Source organism: Phenylobacterium sp. (assembly GCF_036263695.1).
Classification (GTDB): Bacteria; Pseudomonadota; Alphaproteobacteria; order Caulobacterales; family Caulobacteraceae; genus Phenylobacterium.
This window is the reverse complement of the sequence record NZ_DATAGM010000192.1, coordinates 1-15,068: the sequence shown is the minus strand read 5'-3', so window position 1 is coordinate 15,068 and position 15,068 is coordinate 1. Positions and strand designations below refer to the sequence as shown.

The 15,068-nt window shown below is 70.4% G+C and carries 14 protein-coding genes and 1 other RNA gene; 2 read left to right on the top strand and 13 right to left on the bottom strand.

The features are described from left to right. A partial coding sequence (locus VHK87_RS07915; RefSeq protein WP_329634363.1) for a LysR substrate-binding domain-containing protein occupies nucleotides 1–423 on the top strand: 423 nt, incomplete at its 5' end. Nucleotides 424–431: 8 nt separating this feature from the next. Further along, nucleotides 432–851, top strand: a complete 420-nt coding sequence (locus tag VHK87_RS07910; RefSeq protein WP_329634362.1) for a GFA family protein — start codon at nucleotides 432–434, stop codon at nucleotides 849–851. A 4-nt stretch (nucleotides 852–855) separates the two neighbouring features. Here the strand turns inward: VHK87_RS07910 and murB are convergent, their stop codons facing one another. The 13 genes from murB to rnpB all read right to left on the bottom strand — a co-directional run. Further along, entirely contained in the window at nucleotides 856–1,764 is a 909-nt protein-coding gene (gene murB / locus VHK87_RS07905) for a UDP-N-acetylmuramate dehydrogenase (RefSeq protein ID WP_329634361.1), read from the bottom strand. Next, nucleotides 1,761–3,185 carry a UDP-N-acetylmuramate--L-alanine ligase gene (murC, locus tag VHK87_RS07900; protein WP_329634360.1) on the bottom strand — a complete coding sequence of 475 codons (1,425 nt, stop codon included), beginning with the start codon at nucleotides 3,183–3,185 and terminating at the stop codon, nucleotides 1,761–1,763. Before murC ends, murB begins: the two co-directional genes overlap by 4 nt. A gap of 53 nt (nucleotides 3,186–3,238) precedes the next feature. Beyond that, entirely contained in the window at nucleotides 3,239–4,336 is a 1,098-nt protein-coding gene (gene murG / locus VHK87_RS07895; protein WP_329634359.1) for an undecaprenyldiphospho-muramoylpentapeptide beta-N-acetylglucosaminyltransferase, read from the bottom strand. A gap of 13 nt (nucleotides 4,337–4,349) precedes the next feature. Beyond that, on the bottom strand, nucleotides 4,350–5,516 hold the full coding sequence (gene ftsW / locus VHK87_RS07890; RefSeq protein ID WP_329634358.1) for a putative lipid II flippase FtsW: 1,167 nt from the start codon (nucleotides 5,514–5,516) through the stop codon (nucleotides 4,350–4,352). Next, a complete protein-coding gene (gene murD / locus VHK87_RS07885) occupies nucleotides 5,513–6,928 on the bottom strand; it encodes a UDP-N-acetylmuramoyl-L-alanine--D-glutamate ligase (RefSeq protein ID WP_329634357.1) in 1,416 nt (471 codons plus the stop codon). The genes ftsW and murD overlap by 4 nt, the downstream gene beginning before the upstream one ends. Nucleotides 6,929–6,947: 19 nt before the next feature. Next, nucleotides 6,948–8,063 carry a phospho-N-acetylmuramoyl-pentapeptide-transferase gene (gene mraY, locus VHK87_RS07880; RefSeq protein WP_329634356.1) on the bottom strand — a complete coding sequence of 372 codons (1,116 nt, stop codon included), beginning with the start codon at nucleotides 8,061–8,063 and terminating at the stop codon, nucleotides 6,948–6,950. After that, a complete protein-coding gene (locus VHK87_RS07875) occupies nucleotides 8,063–9,460 on the bottom strand; it encodes a UDP-N-acetylmuramoyl-tripeptide--D-alanyl-D-alanine ligase (RefSeq protein WP_329634355.1) in 1,398 nt (465 codons plus the stop codon). The genes mraY and VHK87_RS07875 overlap by 1 nt, the downstream gene beginning before the upstream one ends. Then, the gene (locus VHK87_RS07870) at nucleotides 9,453–10,895 is read right to left on the bottom strand and encodes a UDP-N-acetylmuramoyl-L-alanyl-D-glutamate--2,6-diaminopimelate ligase (protein WP_329634354.1); all 1,443 of its coding nucleotides are present in this window, start codon (nucleotides 10,893–10,895) and stop codon (nucleotides 9,453–9,455) included. The genes VHK87_RS07875 and VHK87_RS07870 overlap by 8 nt, the downstream gene beginning before the upstream one ends. Beyond that, on the bottom strand, nucleotides 10,895–12,634 hold the full coding sequence (locus VHK87_RS07865; RefSeq protein ID WP_329634353.1) for a penicillin-binding protein 2: 1,740 nt from the start codon (nucleotides 12,632–12,634) through the stop codon (nucleotides 10,895–10,897). Before VHK87_RS07865 ends, VHK87_RS07870 begins: the two co-directional genes overlap by 1 nt. Continuing rightward, nucleotides 12,631–13,056, bottom strand: coding sequence for a cell division protein FtsL (gene ftsL, locus VHK87_RS07860; protein ID WP_329634352.1), 426 nt, complete (start codon nucleotides 13,054–13,056; stop codon nucleotides 12,631–12,633). The genes VHK87_RS07865 and ftsL overlap by 4 nt, the downstream gene beginning before the upstream one ends. Continuing rightward, on the bottom strand, nucleotides 13,053–13,985 hold the full coding sequence (rsmH, locus tag VHK87_RS07855; protein WP_329634351.1) for a 16S rRNA (cytosine(1402)-N(4))-methyltransferase RsmH: 933 nt from the start codon (nucleotides 13,983–13,985) through the stop codon (nucleotides 13,053–13,055). Before rsmH ends, ftsL begins: the two co-directional genes overlap by 4 nt. Then, complete coding sequence (locus tag VHK87_RS07850) at nucleotides 13,982–14,449, bottom strand: division/cell wall cluster transcriptional repressor MraZ (RefSeq protein ID WP_329634350.1); 468 nt, start codon at nucleotides 14,447–14,449, stop codon at nucleotides 13,982–13,984. The genes rsmH and VHK87_RS07850 overlap by 4 nt, the downstream gene beginning before the upstream one ends. A gap of 396 nt (nucleotides 14,450–14,845) precedes the next feature. Then, nucleotides 14,846–15,068, bottom strand: an RNA gene (rnpB, locus tag VHK87_RS07845) — RNase P RNA component class A; the annotation flags it as partial.

Below are 15,068 nucleotides of genomic sequence, written 5' to 3'. Positions count from 1 at the left end.
GCCCACGAGCAGGCGAGAGCCGTACCCATAGCCCCCGTCGCCTTCGGCCCGGTCTGCGCCCCAGCCTATCCGCTCTCAAAGGGTCTCCGCGGCGAATTCCTCGCGCCTGTGCTCATCGGTCATGACTTCACCTCGAGGGCCTGGGATTTGTGGCGCGACCGCGCGGGGATCACGCTCGACGGGGAGCGGCGCCTCTCCTTCCCCCACACGCATCTGGGGATCGAGGCGGCCGCCCAGGGCATGGGCGTCGCTCTGGTCGAGCGCCGCCTGATCTCGCGAGAACTTGCTGCCGGGACGCTGACGGCGCCCTTTGGCTTCACGCCGTTCGAGGACCCGCTCGCGGCTATCCCTTCGGCAGACGCCCCGCCAGAGCCTCTCGGCTTCTTCATCGACTGGTTGCGGGAGACCCTCTCCGACGCTTAGGTGCACGCATGGGCCAGGACGTGCGGAAGATCACGGGCGGTTGCCTTTGCGGCCAGCTCCGCTACCAGGCCGAGGGCGAGCCGATATTCGCAGGGCTGTGCTTCTGCGCCGACTGCCGGAAGGCTTCAGGCTCGGGCTTCATCCCGTTCATGGGCTTCTCGGCAGCCGAGGTCAGGATCGCCGGGCGCGCCAGTCAATCCCGCACGAAGGCGTTTGGCGGCGGCGAAGCGGTGCGCAACCACTGCGCCGACTGCGGAGGCCTCGTCTTCGGCGGCATTGTCGGCGTCGACGAGCAGCACACCATCTACGCCGGCTCCCTGGACGACCCTTCGGTGTTCGCCCCCAGCATGGCGATCTTCACCCGCGACCGCCCGGCCTGGGCGCTCTTGCCCCCCGGCCTGACCGCCTTCGACACAATGCCGGGTTAGCGGTTCAGCCTGGCCGCCCGATCCGCTTGATCTCCCACTCTAGCTGGACGCCGAACTTTTCCTTCACGTCCGCGCGCACGGCTTCGCCCAGCCCCTCGAGGTCGGCCGCGGTGGCCTCCCCGGTGTTGATCAGGAAGTTTGCGTGGAGGGGTGAGAACATGGCCCCGCCGTAGGGCTTGCCGCGCCAGCCGGCGGCGTCGACGAGTTTCCACGAGGAGTCGCCGGGGGGATTCTTGAAGGTGGAGCCGCCGGTCTTCTCGCGGATCGGCTGGGTCTGCTCGCGGCGGGCGGTGATCTCGTCCATGCGGGCGGTGATCGCCGCGGGGTCGTCGGGGAGGCCTTTGAACAGCGCGCCGGTGAAGATCAGGTCGCCCTTCGCGGCGCGGGCCGACTTGCGGTAGCTGAAGTCCATCTCCGCGTTGGACAGCGTCAGCCGCTCGCCGGAGCGGGTGACGGCGTAGGCCTCGACCAGCACGTCCTTGGTCTCCGAGCCGTAGCAGCCGGCGTTCATGATGCAGGCCCCGCCGATCGAGCCCGGCACGCCCCGGTAGAACTCCAGCCCCGCGATCCCCGCCTTGGCCGCCTCGCGCGCCACAATGGCGTCGGGCACCGCCGCGCCGGCGAAGATGGTGGAGTCGCCGCGCGCCTCCACCTTCGCGAACGCCCGCCCGCCCAGGCGGATCACCACGCCCTCGACCCCGCCGTCGCGGACCAGGGTGTTGGACCCGACGCCGATCGGCGTCACCGGCACGGCCGGATCGAGGCCCTTCAGGAAGGCCGCGAGGTCGTCCTCGTTTTCCGGCAGGAAGATCACGTCGGCCGGGCCGCCGACCCGGAACCAGGTGAAGGGCGCCAGCGGCTCGTCGAACAGCAGCTTGCCGCGCGCCGCGGGCAGTTGGTCCCTCCAGCTCATTCGGCGGCCGCGCCCAGCTGCTCGAGCTGGCCGGGCAGCGCGTAGGCCCAGCTGGTGATGTCACCGGCCCCCAGGCAGACCACCAGGTCGCCGCTTCGGGCCTCCTCGCGCACCACGCGGGCCAGGTCCGCGGGCCCCTCCAGCGGGATCACCCGCCGGTGCCCGTGGCGGCGCAGGCCCTCGACCAGCGCGTCGCGGCTGGCGCCTTCGATCGGCGCCTCGCCGGCCGCATAGACGTCGGCGACCACCACCACGTCAGCGTCGCTGAAGCAGTTACAGAAGTCGCCGAACAGGTCTTTCAGCCGCGAGTAGCGGTGCGGCTGGACCACGGCGATCACCCGGCCGTTGGTGACCGCCCGGGCCGCCTTCAGCACCGACGCGATCTCCACCGGGTGGTGGCCGTAGTCGTCGATCACCCGCACCCCGTCCACCAGGCCGACGCTGGTGAACCGGCGCTTGACGCCCTCGAAGCCCAGCAGCCCCCGGCGGATCGCCTCTTCACGAACGCCCAGTTCCCGCGCCACGGCGACCGCGGCGAGCGCATTCAGGACGTTGTGGAGGCCGGCCATCGGCAGGTGGAGGTCTTCCATCCGCACCGGCTCGCCGCCGCCGTGCGGGGCGATCACCGCATCGAAATGGGCCCCGTCGGCGCCCATGGAGATCTTCTCCGCGCGGACCTCCGCCTGCGGGTTGGTCCCGTAGGTCACGAGCCGACGGTTCTCCACCCGGGCGGCCATGGCGCGCACCTCCGGATGGTCGGTGCAGACCGCGGCGAAGCCGTAGAAGGGCAGGTTCTCCACGAAGTCCTGGAAGGCCTTCTTCACAGCGTCGAAGTCGCCGTAGTGATCCAGGTGCTCGGGGTCGATGTTGGTGACGATGCCGACGGTGGACTTGAGCCGCAGGAAGGTGCCGTCGCTCTCGTCGGCCTCGACGACGATCCAGTCCCCCTGTCCCACCTTGGCGTTGGTGCCGTAGGCGTTGATGATGCCGCCGTTGACCACCGTGGGGTCCAGCCCGCCCGCGTCCAGCAGGGCCGCGACCATCGAGGTGGTGGTGGTCTTGCCGTGCGTGCCGCCGACCGCGACCGAGAACTGCAGCCGCATCAGTTCGGCCAGCATCTCTGCCCGGCGGACCAGCGGGATCCGCCACTCGCGGGCGGCGAGGATCTCCGGGTTGTCCGGCTTGACCGCCGTTGAATAGACCACCGCGTAGGCGCCATCGACGTTGGCGCGGTCCTGGCCGATGAAGATCTTGGCCCCCAGGCCCGCCAGCCGCTCGGTGTTGGCGCTGGCCTTCAGGTCCGAGCCCTGCACCTGGTAGCCGGTGCGCAGCATGATCTCGGCGATCCCGCTCATGCCGATGCCGCCGATGCCCACGAAGTGCACGGGGCCGATCTCGAAGGGCATGGAGGGTCGTGTCATGCGGCCTTCCTAGCTCGCGTCCGCCCGCTCGCCTAGGTCCCGGCCCAACGGGCTCAGCGGACCCGCGCCGTCTCTTCCACCAGATCCGCCAGCTTCTCGGCCGCGTCCGGCTGGGCGACGGACTTGGCGGAGGCGGACATCCGGGCGAGGCGCTCGGGGTCCTTGAGCAGGGCGTTGAGCGCGCCGGCCATGGAGTCGACGGTCACCTCCCCCTCGAGGGCCACGGCCGCGCCGCCGGCGTCGGCGAGCAGCTTGGCGTTGTAGCGCTGGTGGTCGTCGGTGGCGATCTTCAGCGGCACCAGGATCGAGGGCCGCCCGGCCACCGCCAGCTCGCAGCAGGTGGAGGCTCCGGCCCGGCCGATCACCAGGTGGGCCGAGCCCAGCCGGCTGGCCATGTCACGGAAGAAGGGGGCGATCTCCGCCTCGATCAGCGCGTCGCGGTAGGTGCGGCGGGCGACGTCCATGGACTCCGGGCGGCTCTGTTGCTGGATGATCAGGGCCATACGGACCGGCTCGGGCAGCTTGGCGATCGCCTGCGGGACCAGCTCGGACAGCAGCCGCGCGCCCTGGCTGCCGCCTGTGATCAGCACACGCAGGCGCCCGCCCGGCTCCGGCGCCTCGTAGGGCTTGTCGTAGAGGGCGCGGATCTCGGGCCGCACCGGGTTGCCGACGACCGTGGCGCGGGCCTTGGCCTTCGGGTCGGCCTTCATCAGCGTAGGGAAGGCGCAGGCGATGCGGTCGACCTTGGGCGCGAGATAGCGGTTCACCCGACCCAGCACCGAGTTCTGCTCGTGAATGACGGTCGGCCGCTTCTGGCCCAGGCCCGCCATCAGCGCCGGCAGACTGGGATAGCCGCCGAAGCCGACGACCACCGCGGGATCGAGCTTGCGGAACGCCTTGCGGGCCTGCAGCACACCCTGCCCCACCGCCAACCCGGCCCGGGCCATGCCGATGGGATCGCTCGACTTGGCGGTGCGGGCGGACAGCGCGATGCGGTCGTCGGCCGGGAACTTGTCGGCGTAGGCCGCGCCCCGCTCATCGGTGGCCAGCACGATCCGCCAGCCGCGGGCGGCCAGCGCCTCGGCCAGCGCCTGGGCGGGGAAGAGATGGCCGCCGGTGCCCCCGGCGGCGACGACGGCCGTCTTGCCCATCGGACCTGCTTACTTACGCGAACGCGTTCTGGCCGAGACCCTCGTGACCATAGGCTCCCGGCCGGCGGCGTGTCAGCGCCAACGCCATCCCCATGGTCAGCGAGATCGCCAGCATCGACGAGCCCCCATAGGAGATGAACGGCAGGGTCATGCCCTTGGTCGGGATCATGTTGAGGTTCACGGCCACGTTGATGAAGGCCTGCTGGCCGATCAGCACGAACAGCCCCGCGGCCGCGACCTGCTCGAACGGGTCGGACAGCTTCATGGCGCGGTAGAGGCCGCGGATGACGATGAAGGCGAACAGGCCGATCAACAGCAGCGAGAAGATCAGCCCGTATTCCTCGGCCGCCACGGAATAGATGAAGTCGGTGTGCAGGTCGGGGACGTGGCGCTTCATGACGCCCTCGCCCGGCCCGCGGCCGAACAGGCCGCCCGCGGCGATCGCCTCGGCCGCGCGGTCCACCTGATGGGTGTCGGCGGCGTCCGGCGAAAGGAATTTGTCAACCCGCGCCGCCACGTGCGGCATGAAGAAGTAGGTGCTCGACAGACCACCGATGGCGATGCCGCCCATCAGCATCACCCAGGAGAGCGGCACCCCGGCCATCCAGAAGGCTGCGCCAAAAGTGACGGTGATCAGCACCGTCTGACCAAGGTCAGGCTGCATCAACAGCAGCCCCACACAGAGCCCGAACAGCCCGAAGGCGATCGAAACGCCGGGCACCCCCTGCCCCTTCTGCCCCTCGGAAAACATCCACGCGACCAGGATGATCAGCGCCGGCTTCATGAACTCCGACGGCTGAAAGGTGAAGCCGGCGACGTGGATCCACCTTGTCGCCCCCTTGGCCTCATGGCCGATGAAGGGCAGCGCGATCATCACCGCGATGGAGACCAAGTAGACGAAGAACGCGGTCCGCCGGATGCTCCTGACGTCCATCATCGAGACGAACAGCAGGACGACGGCCGCCGCGGCCGCGAATACGCTCTGGCGGATGGCGAAGTGGAACGGGTCGCCGACGTTCATGCGCGCCGCCGCCGCTGGGCTGGCCGCGAACGACAGCAGCACGCCCAGCGCCAGCAGGATGGCCACCGCGCCGAGCAGCCAGCGGTCTGTCGTCCACCACCACATCCCGACCTTTGAACGGTCGGATCGGGCAAAGGCGTGCGCCTGGTTGGCTTTCATCGGGCGACGGCTCCCGCGGGGGCGTGCATCAGGGCCTGGACCGCGGCGCGGAAAGCCTCGCCACGTTCCTCGAAGTCGGCGAACTGGTCGAAGGAGGCGCAGGCGGGCGAGAGCAGGACGATGGCCTCCTCGCCGCTAGCCGCGGCGTCGGCGTAAGCCTGGGCGACTGCTGCCTGGATGGTCCCGCTCTCCACGAGCGGCGCCTTGCCGCGCAGCGTCTGGGCGAAGGCCGGGGCGGCTTCGCCGACCAGGTAGGCCTTCTCCACCCTCGGGAAGAGGTCCTGCAGGCTGTCGATGCCGCCGGCCTTCGGCTCGCCGCCGACGATCCAGTAGAACTTGGGGTAGCTCGACATCGCCTGGCGGGCGGCGTCGGCGTTGGTGGCCTTGGAGTCGTTGACGAAGCGGACTTTGCCGATCGTCCCCACCGTCTCCATCCGGTGCGCCAGGCCCGGGAAGCTCATCAGCCCTTCGGCCGCTTCCTCGGCGGAGATGCCGAGGCCGCGGGCGGCGGCGTAGGCGGCGGCCGCGTTCTGCCAGTTGTGGCGGCCGGGGAGTGAGCGGGCGCGCAGCAGGTCGGCGACCTCGACGGCGCGCTCGCCGGTGGCGTCGTAGAGCAGGCCCTGCAGGGCGTAGACGCCCCGGCCCATGGCCTTCGACGCGCTGACCGGCACGATGGTGCGGCGGTTAGCGGCGGTGATCTCGGTGCATATCCGCTGGCCCCAGGGATCGTCGACCCCGATCACCGCGGTGTCGCCCTTGCCCTGGTTGAGCAGCACCCGGCGCTTGGCGGCCACATAGCCCTCCATGCCGCCGTGCCGTTCCAGGTGGTCGGGCGAGATGTTCAGCAGCACCGAGACGTCCGGCTTCAGGCTGGAGGTCAGGTCGAGCTGGTAGGAGCTCATCTCCAGCACGTAGACGGCGCCGCCGTGCATGTCCTCGAGCCCGAGCACGCCGAAGCCGATGTTGCCGCCCATCCGCGTGTCGCGGCCGGCGTTGGCGCAAATGTGGGCGATCAGAGCGGTGGTGGTGGACTTGCCGTTGGTGCCGGTGATGGCCACCACCTTCGGCCGCTTGTGGTCCGGCGCAGCGTTCACCGTGCGGGCGAACAGCTCCATGTCGCCGAGGATCTCGACGCCGTGGGCGCGGGCCCGCTCGACGGTCCAGTGCGGGGCCGGATGGGTCAGCGGCACGCCCGGCGACAGCATCAGCGCGGCGAATTTCGTCCAGTCGGCGGTGGTCAGGTCGACCACCGGCAGGCCCTGAGCCGCGGCGGCCTCGCGGGCGGCGGGCTTCTCATCCCACAGCGCGACCTGGGCGCCGCCGGCCTGCAGCGCCTGCGCGGCGGCCAGCCCGGTGCGGGCCAGGCCGAATACGGCGACCGTTTTGCCTTCAAAGCCGCGGACGGGGATCATGACGCGCGCCGAGCCTCCCCTACCGCAGCTTCAGGGTGGCGAGGCCAAGCATGGCCAGGATGAAGGCGATGATCCAGAAGCGGATCACCACCGTGCTCTCCGACCAGCCGAGCTTCTCGAAATGGTGGTGGATCGGGGCCATCAGGAAGACCCGCTTGCCCGTCAACTTGAACGAGGCGACCTGGATCATCACCGACAGGGTCTCAAGGACGAAGAGGCCCCCGATGATGCCCATGACGATCTCGTGCTTGGTGGACACCGCCACCGCGCCGATGCCGCCGCCCAGGGCCAGCGAGCCCGTGTCGCCCATGAAGATCTTGGCGGGCGGGGCGTTGTACCAGAGGAAGCCGAGCCCGGCGCCGATCATCGCCCCGCAGAACACCGCCACCTCGCCGACGCCGGGCACGAAGTGGACCTGCAGGTACTCGGCGAACACGAAGTTGCCGACCAGGTAGGCGATCACCCCGAAGGCGGCCGCGGCGATCATCACCGGCACGATGGCCAGGCCGTCGAGGCCGTCGGTGAAGTTCACCGCGTTGGCCGCGCCGACGATGATGAAGCCGCCGAACAGGACGTAGAACCAGCCGACGTCGAACAGCGCCTCCTTGAAGAACGGCAGGGCGATGGAGGTCGGAAGCTCCGGGCTCTCGGGCGGGCGGCCGCCGAACTGGACCACCAGCATCACGGCCACGATGGCGATCAACCACTCCAGGCCGAACCGCAGCTTGCCGGAGACGCCCTCGGTGCTCTGCTTGGTGACCTTGGCGTAGTCGTCCAGGAAGCCCAGGATGCCGAAGCTGGCGGTGACCATCACCGCCGCCCAGACATAGACGTTGGACAGGTCCGACCACAGCAGGGTCCCGACCAGCAGACCGGCCAGGATCATCACCCCGCCCATGGTCGGCGTTCCGGCCTTCTCGATGACGTGGCGCTCGATGCCTTCCTTGCGGATCGGCTGGCCCTTGCCCTGCTTGGCCTGCATCCAGCGGATAAAGCGGCTGCCCATGGCCACGACGACGAACAGCGCCGTGAAGATGGCCATGCCCGTGCGGAAGGTCAGGTACTTGAAGAGGTTGAGCAGCGGGAAGGCGTCCGCGTACTCCTGGCCGAACCGCTCGTAGAGCAGATAGAGCATCAGCCGCCCTCCCCGGGGTCGCGGCCGAGCGCCTTCAGGGCGGCTGCGACCACCCCGGCTTTCGATCCGTTCGAACCCTTGACCATCACCAGATCGCCGGGCTCTGCGGCCCGGGCGACCAGCGGCGCCAGCGTCGCCGCGTCATCGGCGTACGCGCCTCGCCGAGTCGGTGGAAGTGCGTCGAATAGGGATTTCATCAGGGGCCCGGCGCAGAACACCAGGTCGATCCCCGCCTGCTCCAGAGGGGCCGCAAGCCCGGCGTGGAAGGCGGGCCCTTCGCCCCCCAGCTCCAGCATGTCGGTCAGCGCGACGATCCGCCGCCCCGAGGTCTTCCGGGCGCCCAACGTCTTGAACGCGGCGGCCATGGAGATCGGGTTGGCGTTGTAGCTCTCGTCGATGAGGGTGAAGCGTCCGCCGGCGATCTTCACCTCGGTTTCGGCCCCGCGGCCCTCCAGCGGCTCGAAGCTGCCGAGCGCGGCCAGGCTGTCGGAGAGGTCGACGTCCAGGGCCTCAAGCATCAGCAGCACGGCCATGCTGTTCAGGCCCCAGTGGAACCCGGTCTGCAGGATCGGGAAATCTAGCCCCTTACCGTGCAGCCGCGCCTGGACGAGGGCGTGGCCGGGCGCCGGCAGGAAGTCGATCAGCCGGGCGTCGCAGCCCTCGCCGGTCCCGAAGGTCACCACCCGCGCGTCGACCTTGGCAGCCTCGGCCTTCAGCAGGTCGATCCACGGGTTGTCGGCGTTCAGCACCGCCACGCCGCCGGGCTCGAGCCCGGCGAAGATCTCGGCCTTGGCGCGGGCCACGCCCGTCTCGCCGTCCGGGAAGTTCTCCACGTGCACCGGGCCCACGGTGGTGACCACCGCGGCGTGCGGGCGGACCATCTGCGACAGCGGCGTGATCTCGTCGGCGTGGTTCATGCCGATCTCGAACACCGCCCGCTGCGTGGTGCGCGGCATACGGGCCAGCGTCAGCGGCACGCCGATGTGGTTGTTGTAGCTCTTCACCGAGCTGTGGGCGGGGCCCGCCAGGGTGAGGCCGGCGCGGATCGCCTGGGTGACGCTGGTCTTGCCGACGGACCCGGTGACTGCGCCCCGGCGCGCCTGGATCGCGCGAACGCGGGCCGCTTGCCCGAGCTTTTCCAGCGCCTTGAGCGTGTCTTCGACGATCACGCCCGAGCCGTGGGTGGGCTTCGAGACCAGTACGCCGGAGGCGCCCTTGGCCAGCGCCTGGTCGACGAACTCGTGGCCGTCCCGCACCCCGCCCAGCGCGACGAACAGGTCGCCCGCCTCGATCGTGCGGGTGTCGATGGAGACGCCGGTCGCGGAAAAGCCCGCGCCCTGCGGTCGGCCGCCGGTGGCGGCGAGGATCTCGTCGGCGGTCCAGAGGGGCTCAGCCACGGTCGCCCTCCAGCGCTTCGCGGACCTCGATCACGTCGTTGAACGGATGAACCACCGAGCCGATGGTCTGGCCCTCTTCGTGTCCCTTCCCGGCGACGATGAGGACATCGCCGTCGCGAAGTTCCGCGACGGCCGCCCGGATCGCCGCACGGCGGTCCCCGATCTCGCGTGCGCCCTTCGCGCCCCCCAGGATCTCGGCGCGGATGGCGGCGGGATCCTCGCTGCGGGGATTGTCGTCGGTGACGATGGCCAGGTCCGCCAGCCGCACGGCGATCTCGCCCATGATCGGACGCTTGCCGCGGTCGCGGTCGCCGCCGGCCCCGAACACCACCAGCAAGCGCCCGCGCGCGTGCGGGCGCAGGGCGCTAAGGACCGTCTCCAGCCCGTCGGGCGTGTGGGCGTAGTCCACATAGGCCTCGCCGCCGTCCGGCCCTCGGCCGACCCGCTCCAGCCGACCGGGCGCCCCTTCGAGATACGAAAGGGCCTCCAGCACTTCGGCGACCTCCTCCCCAGTGGCGATGCAAAGGCCCGCCGCCACCAGGGCGTTGGACGCCTGATAGCCGCCGACCAGCGGCAGGCTCACGTCAAAGGTCCGCCCCCCGGCCTCAATGATCAGTTGCTGGCCTTCTGGCGTCGGCTCGCGCGCGATGAGCTTCAGCCCCTGCCCGTTCTCGCCGACCGAGAAGACCGTATGCCCCGCCTGCACCGCCGCCGCCGCGAAGGCTGGATAGGCGTCGGAGTCGGCGTTCAGCACGGCCGTGCCGCCGCGGGTCAACAGCGTCTCGAACAGGCGCAGCTTGGCGGCCAGGTAGGCCTCCATGGTGCCGTGGTAGTCGAGGTGGTCCTGGGTGAGGTTCAGGAACCCCGCGGCTGTCAGCTTCACCCCGTCCAGCCGGCGCTGGTCGATCCCGTGCGACGAGGCCTCCAGCGCCAGGTGGGTGACGCCCTTACCGACCAGTTCGGACAGCAGTTCGGCGACGTCGGCGGCGTCTGGCGTCGTCAGGCCCGCCGGCGTCAGCTGCTCGTCGGCCGTGCGCACGCCCAGCGTGCCCATGCTGGCGCCCTTCCGGCCCAGTCGGGTGAAGATCTGCCGGCAGAAGGTGGCCACCGACGTCTTGCCGTTGGTGCCGGTGACGGCGACGCAGACGTCCGGCTGGGCGCCGAAATAGGCTGCCGCCGCCAGGGCGTAGGCCCGGCGCGGGTCGGGGGTGACGATGGTCGGCGCGGACGCGTCCTCGATCTCCGCCTCGGCGATCACCGCCGCTGCGCCCTGTGCCAGCGCCTGCTTGGCGAAGGCGCGGCCGTCGACCTTCGTCCCGGGCAGGGCTGCGAACAGCCAGCCCGGCCGGACCTTGCGGCTGTCGGCCGTGACCCCGGAGATCTCCGGGTCCTGCGCCAGGTCGCGGCGCACCAACTCCGAGAGCTTCCGCGCCATCAGTCGTCGGCTCCCGCCAGCTTGGCGGCCGCCGCAGGATCCGGCTCCGCCAGTTCCGCCACCCGCTCAACGCCCAGGATCGGCCCGATGCGGTCGATGACCCGGCCGGCGGTCGGGGCGGCGGTCCAGCCGCCGGTGGCGAAGCCGAAGGTCTCCTTGGTGCCCTTGGGCTCGTCCATCATGATCAGCACGAAGTAGCGGTCGCTCTCCAGCGGCCCGTCGGACGGGAACACCGCCGCGAAGGAGGCGACGAGCTTGTCGCGCTGATAGCCGCCGCGGCCGGGCTTCTCGGCCGAGCCGGTCTTGCCGCCGACCCGTAGGCCCTCGGCGTTCGCCTTGCCGCCCGTCCCGTGCACCACGTTGGCGCGCATCAGGTCGAGCATGGCCTTCGAGGTCTCTTCCGTGACCACCCGCCGGCCCTTCGGCCGTTCGCCGGGCGCCACCGGCTTGATGGTCAGGGGCACGTAGGTGCCGCCGTTCAGCACCGCGCCCATGCCGGCCGCCACCGCCAGCGGCGTCACCGAGATGGCGTGGCCGAAGGAGGCCGAGGCCAGGGTGTTGGGGTCCCAGTTCCGGGGCGCGATCGGCTTGGCCGACTCCCGCAGCTCGATGGGGGCAGCCTCCATCAGGCCGAAGTCCTTGTAGTACTTCAGCATGGTGTCCGCTCCGGCCATCAGCGCGATGCGGCTGGTGCCGATGTTGGACGAGTGCATGAAGACATCGGCCACGGTCATGGCCCGGTTCTCGGCGTGGTAGTCGCGCACCGCCCGCCCGGCCATCTTCAGCGGCGAGGACGCGTCGATCACCGAGCCGATGTTCACGGTGCCGGAGTCCAGCCCCATGGCCACCGAGAAGACCTTCATGATCGAGCCCATCTCGTAGACCGAGGCGCCCGCCCGGTTGGTCAGGGCGTCGGGGCTGGCTCTGCCCGGCTCGTTGGGGTCGTAGGTCGGCCAGCTGGCCATGCCCAGCACCTCGCCGGTGTGGACGTTGGTGACGATGCCGACAGCGCCCTTCACCGAGTGCAGCTGGGCGGTCTTGTAGAGCTCCTCCTCCAGCGCGGCCTGCACCCGCAGGTCGATGGAGAGCGGCACTGGCGAGCCGGGCTTGGCCCCGCGCACCGCCTGGTTCAGCGCAAATTCGGCGCCCGAGAGGCCCTCGCCCCCGGTGTCGGAGAAGCCGATCAGGTGGGCGGCCGTCTGGCCCAATGGATAGATCCTGCGCTGCTCCGGCTCGAAACTCACCCCGGGCAAGCCCAGTTCGTAGATCTTGGCCTTTTCGGTCGGATTGAGCCCGCCGAACACGAAGCCGCGGCGGCCCGAACGCAGCACCCGGTCAAGCCTGGCCGGCGACATCTCCGGCAGCGCGGTCAGCAGCAGACGGCGGGTCTCCTCCACCTCCCAGACCTCGGTCGGGTCGATGTAGAGGCCGTAGTGCAGCAGGTCGGCGGCCAGCATGCGGCCGTTGCGGTCCACCAGGTCGGCGCGGGCGGCGCCCGCGGCGCGGAAGGCGGCGCCCTTGTCCAGGCCCGAGAACACCGCCGCGCGCGTCGCGCCCAGCGCCAGCGAGGCGAAGGCGAAGGCGAACAGCGCCAGCACGAAGAAGATGCGGATGCGGGTGTCGTCCTCCGCCTTGTCCGAGGCGCGGGCCCGCTCGAAGGCGCGCTCCAGGCTCCAGAAGCCGCCGGTCAGCCAGCGCCGCCGGGGCGTAGCTTCGTATCCGGGATGGACCGCGGTCACTGGCCGGCCTCCAGCGCGGGGGCGACAACCACGGCCGCAGGCGCAGGCGCGGCCGCCGCAGGGGCCTCGGCAGGCTCGGCCGCGGCCGGCGCCTTCGGCTTGGCCTTGGCGGCCTTCTCGGCGATGGCGACGAGTTCCTCGGCGGTCGCCTCATTCTGGGCCGTGGCGGGCGCCATGCCGAGGTAGGCCTGACTGAGCTGGCCGATCCGCGAGGGCTGCTCCAGGTGGCTCACCTCGGCCTCCAGCAGCCGGATGCGGCCCCGCTCGGCGGCGATCTGGCGCTCGATGCGGGCGATCTCGGTCCGCTCGCGGCCGGCCATGGTCTTGGCCAGGTAGACGCCCAGCACCAGGGCCGCCAGCAGCCCCAGGGCCACGACGTCCACCAGCTTGAAGCCGCGAACCTTGCGATCGAGCAGGCTCATGCCGCGTTCCTCCAGACGGGAGCTTGAGTGCGGACGGCGGCGCGCAGCTTCGCCGAGCGGGCCCGGGGGTTGGCCGCGACCTCGGCGTCCGACGGGGCGCGCGCGCCATTGAACAGCAGGCGGAAGCTCGGCTCCGCACCGCGCGCCGCGGGCGGGGCGTGGCGGGAGCCGGCGGGGGTCTTACCGGCGCGTTCGGCCAGGAAGCTCTTCACGATGCGGTCTTCCAGCGAGTGGAAAGTGACGACGGCGAGCCGGCCATCGGGCCCCAGCGCGCGTTCGGCCGCCGCAAGTCCCGCCTCCAACTCGGAAAGCTCCTCGTTGACCGCGATTCTGAGCGCCTGGAACGCCCGCGTCGCAGGATGCGTCTTCGCGCCGCGACGCCCGCCCAGCGCCTGCTCGATGAATTCGGCGAGTTCGACGGTGCGCGTGAAGGGCTGCTCGGCCCGGCGGCGGGCGATGGCGGCGGCGATCCGGCGCGATTTGCGCTCCTCGCCGTAGACGAACAGGATGCGGGCCAGCTCGGCCGGCTCGGCCTCGTTGACCAGCTCGGCCGCGGTCGGCCCCTCCCCGCCCATGCGCATGTCCAGCGGACCGTCGCGCATAAAGGAGAAGCCCCGCTCGGCCTCGTCGAGCTGCATGGACGAGACGCCGAGGTCCAGGGCGACGCCGTCAACGGCGCTCTCGCCCACCTCATCGACCATGCGCGAGAACGTCGCCTCGACGAGCCGGAACGCCTGCGCATCCAGTCCCTCGGCGAACCGGCGGGCCGTCGGGTCGCGATCGAAGGCGATGACGCGGGCGCCGCGCGAGAGGAAGGCGCGGGTGTAGCCGCCGGCCCCGAAGGTGCCGTCGATGATGGTCTTACCGGCGGCCGGCTCGAGCGCCTCGATCACTTCGTCGATCAGGACTGGGGCGTGGGCGCTGCTCATTGGGCCCCTCCGGCGCGGGCGGCGCGCTGTTGGGCGCGCATCTGGGCCAGGCCCTCGCGGGCCAGCTCGCGTTGAGCGGCGCGGTGGGCCTGGAAGGCCTCGCGCTGCCAGATCTGGAACCGGTCGCCGAGCCCGACGATCACCACCCAGTCGGTGAGGCCGAACATCTCGCACAGGCTCTCGGGCAGGGTGATCCGACCGGCGGTGTCGAAGGACAGCTTGGCCATGCCGCCGAGCACCGAGGTCTCCAGCGCGCTGCGCAGCGGATCGCCGAAGTCCAACTCCTCGATCACGCCCATGTAGCGGTCGAACAGCGCCTTGCCGCCGCCCTCGATGCAGTCGGCCTCGATGGAGGGAAAGCAGAACACGCCTTCGAAAGGTCCCGCAGCCAGCGCGCGGAAGTCCTGCGGCACCACCAAGCGCCGCTTGGCGTCCAATTGTTTCTCGAACGTCGAGAGAAACATCCCGCCTGCCGCCCCATCACCCGGCCGATGCGCCCGCACAGCCCCCCGGCGCGGCGCAAATCGCTAAAGCTCAGCCAACGGTGATTGGGTTAACACGGGATTGAATGGGACACAATGACTCTGGATCGCGATTCTTCGGCGAAACAAAGATGTCGCGCCCCTGTTTAGTTAACGGCCAGAAAGAATTCACAGAACATACATGGAACTTGTTAAGCATACCCGCTCTGGGCGCGGCGGCGGTTAAACTACGGGGCGGGACTGTGGCGCTGGCCCAGTCGCCGATCGGTGACTGGTGGGGCGGAGCTCACCTCTCCCAGCGCCGCACGGCAGGTAGCCCCCGTGCGGCCGCAACCAGTCACCGACTGGTGTCAGCGCGTCCCATTCGATGAAGGAAAATGGACCAGACGGCCTGTAAGCCGGGTTCTGTGCCGCCCGCCGAAGCGGACGCGGCGATCATTCCTCTGGACCGACCCTCGCGGGCCGGTTCTCGCGACCTACCCGGGCGTCTCGGGCCGGCGACGGCCCTGCCGGAGGGGTCCCCGGCGCAACGCCCCTATTCGGTCTTGCTCCTGGCGGGGCTTGCCATGCCGCCTCTGTCACCAGAGACGCGGTGCGCTCT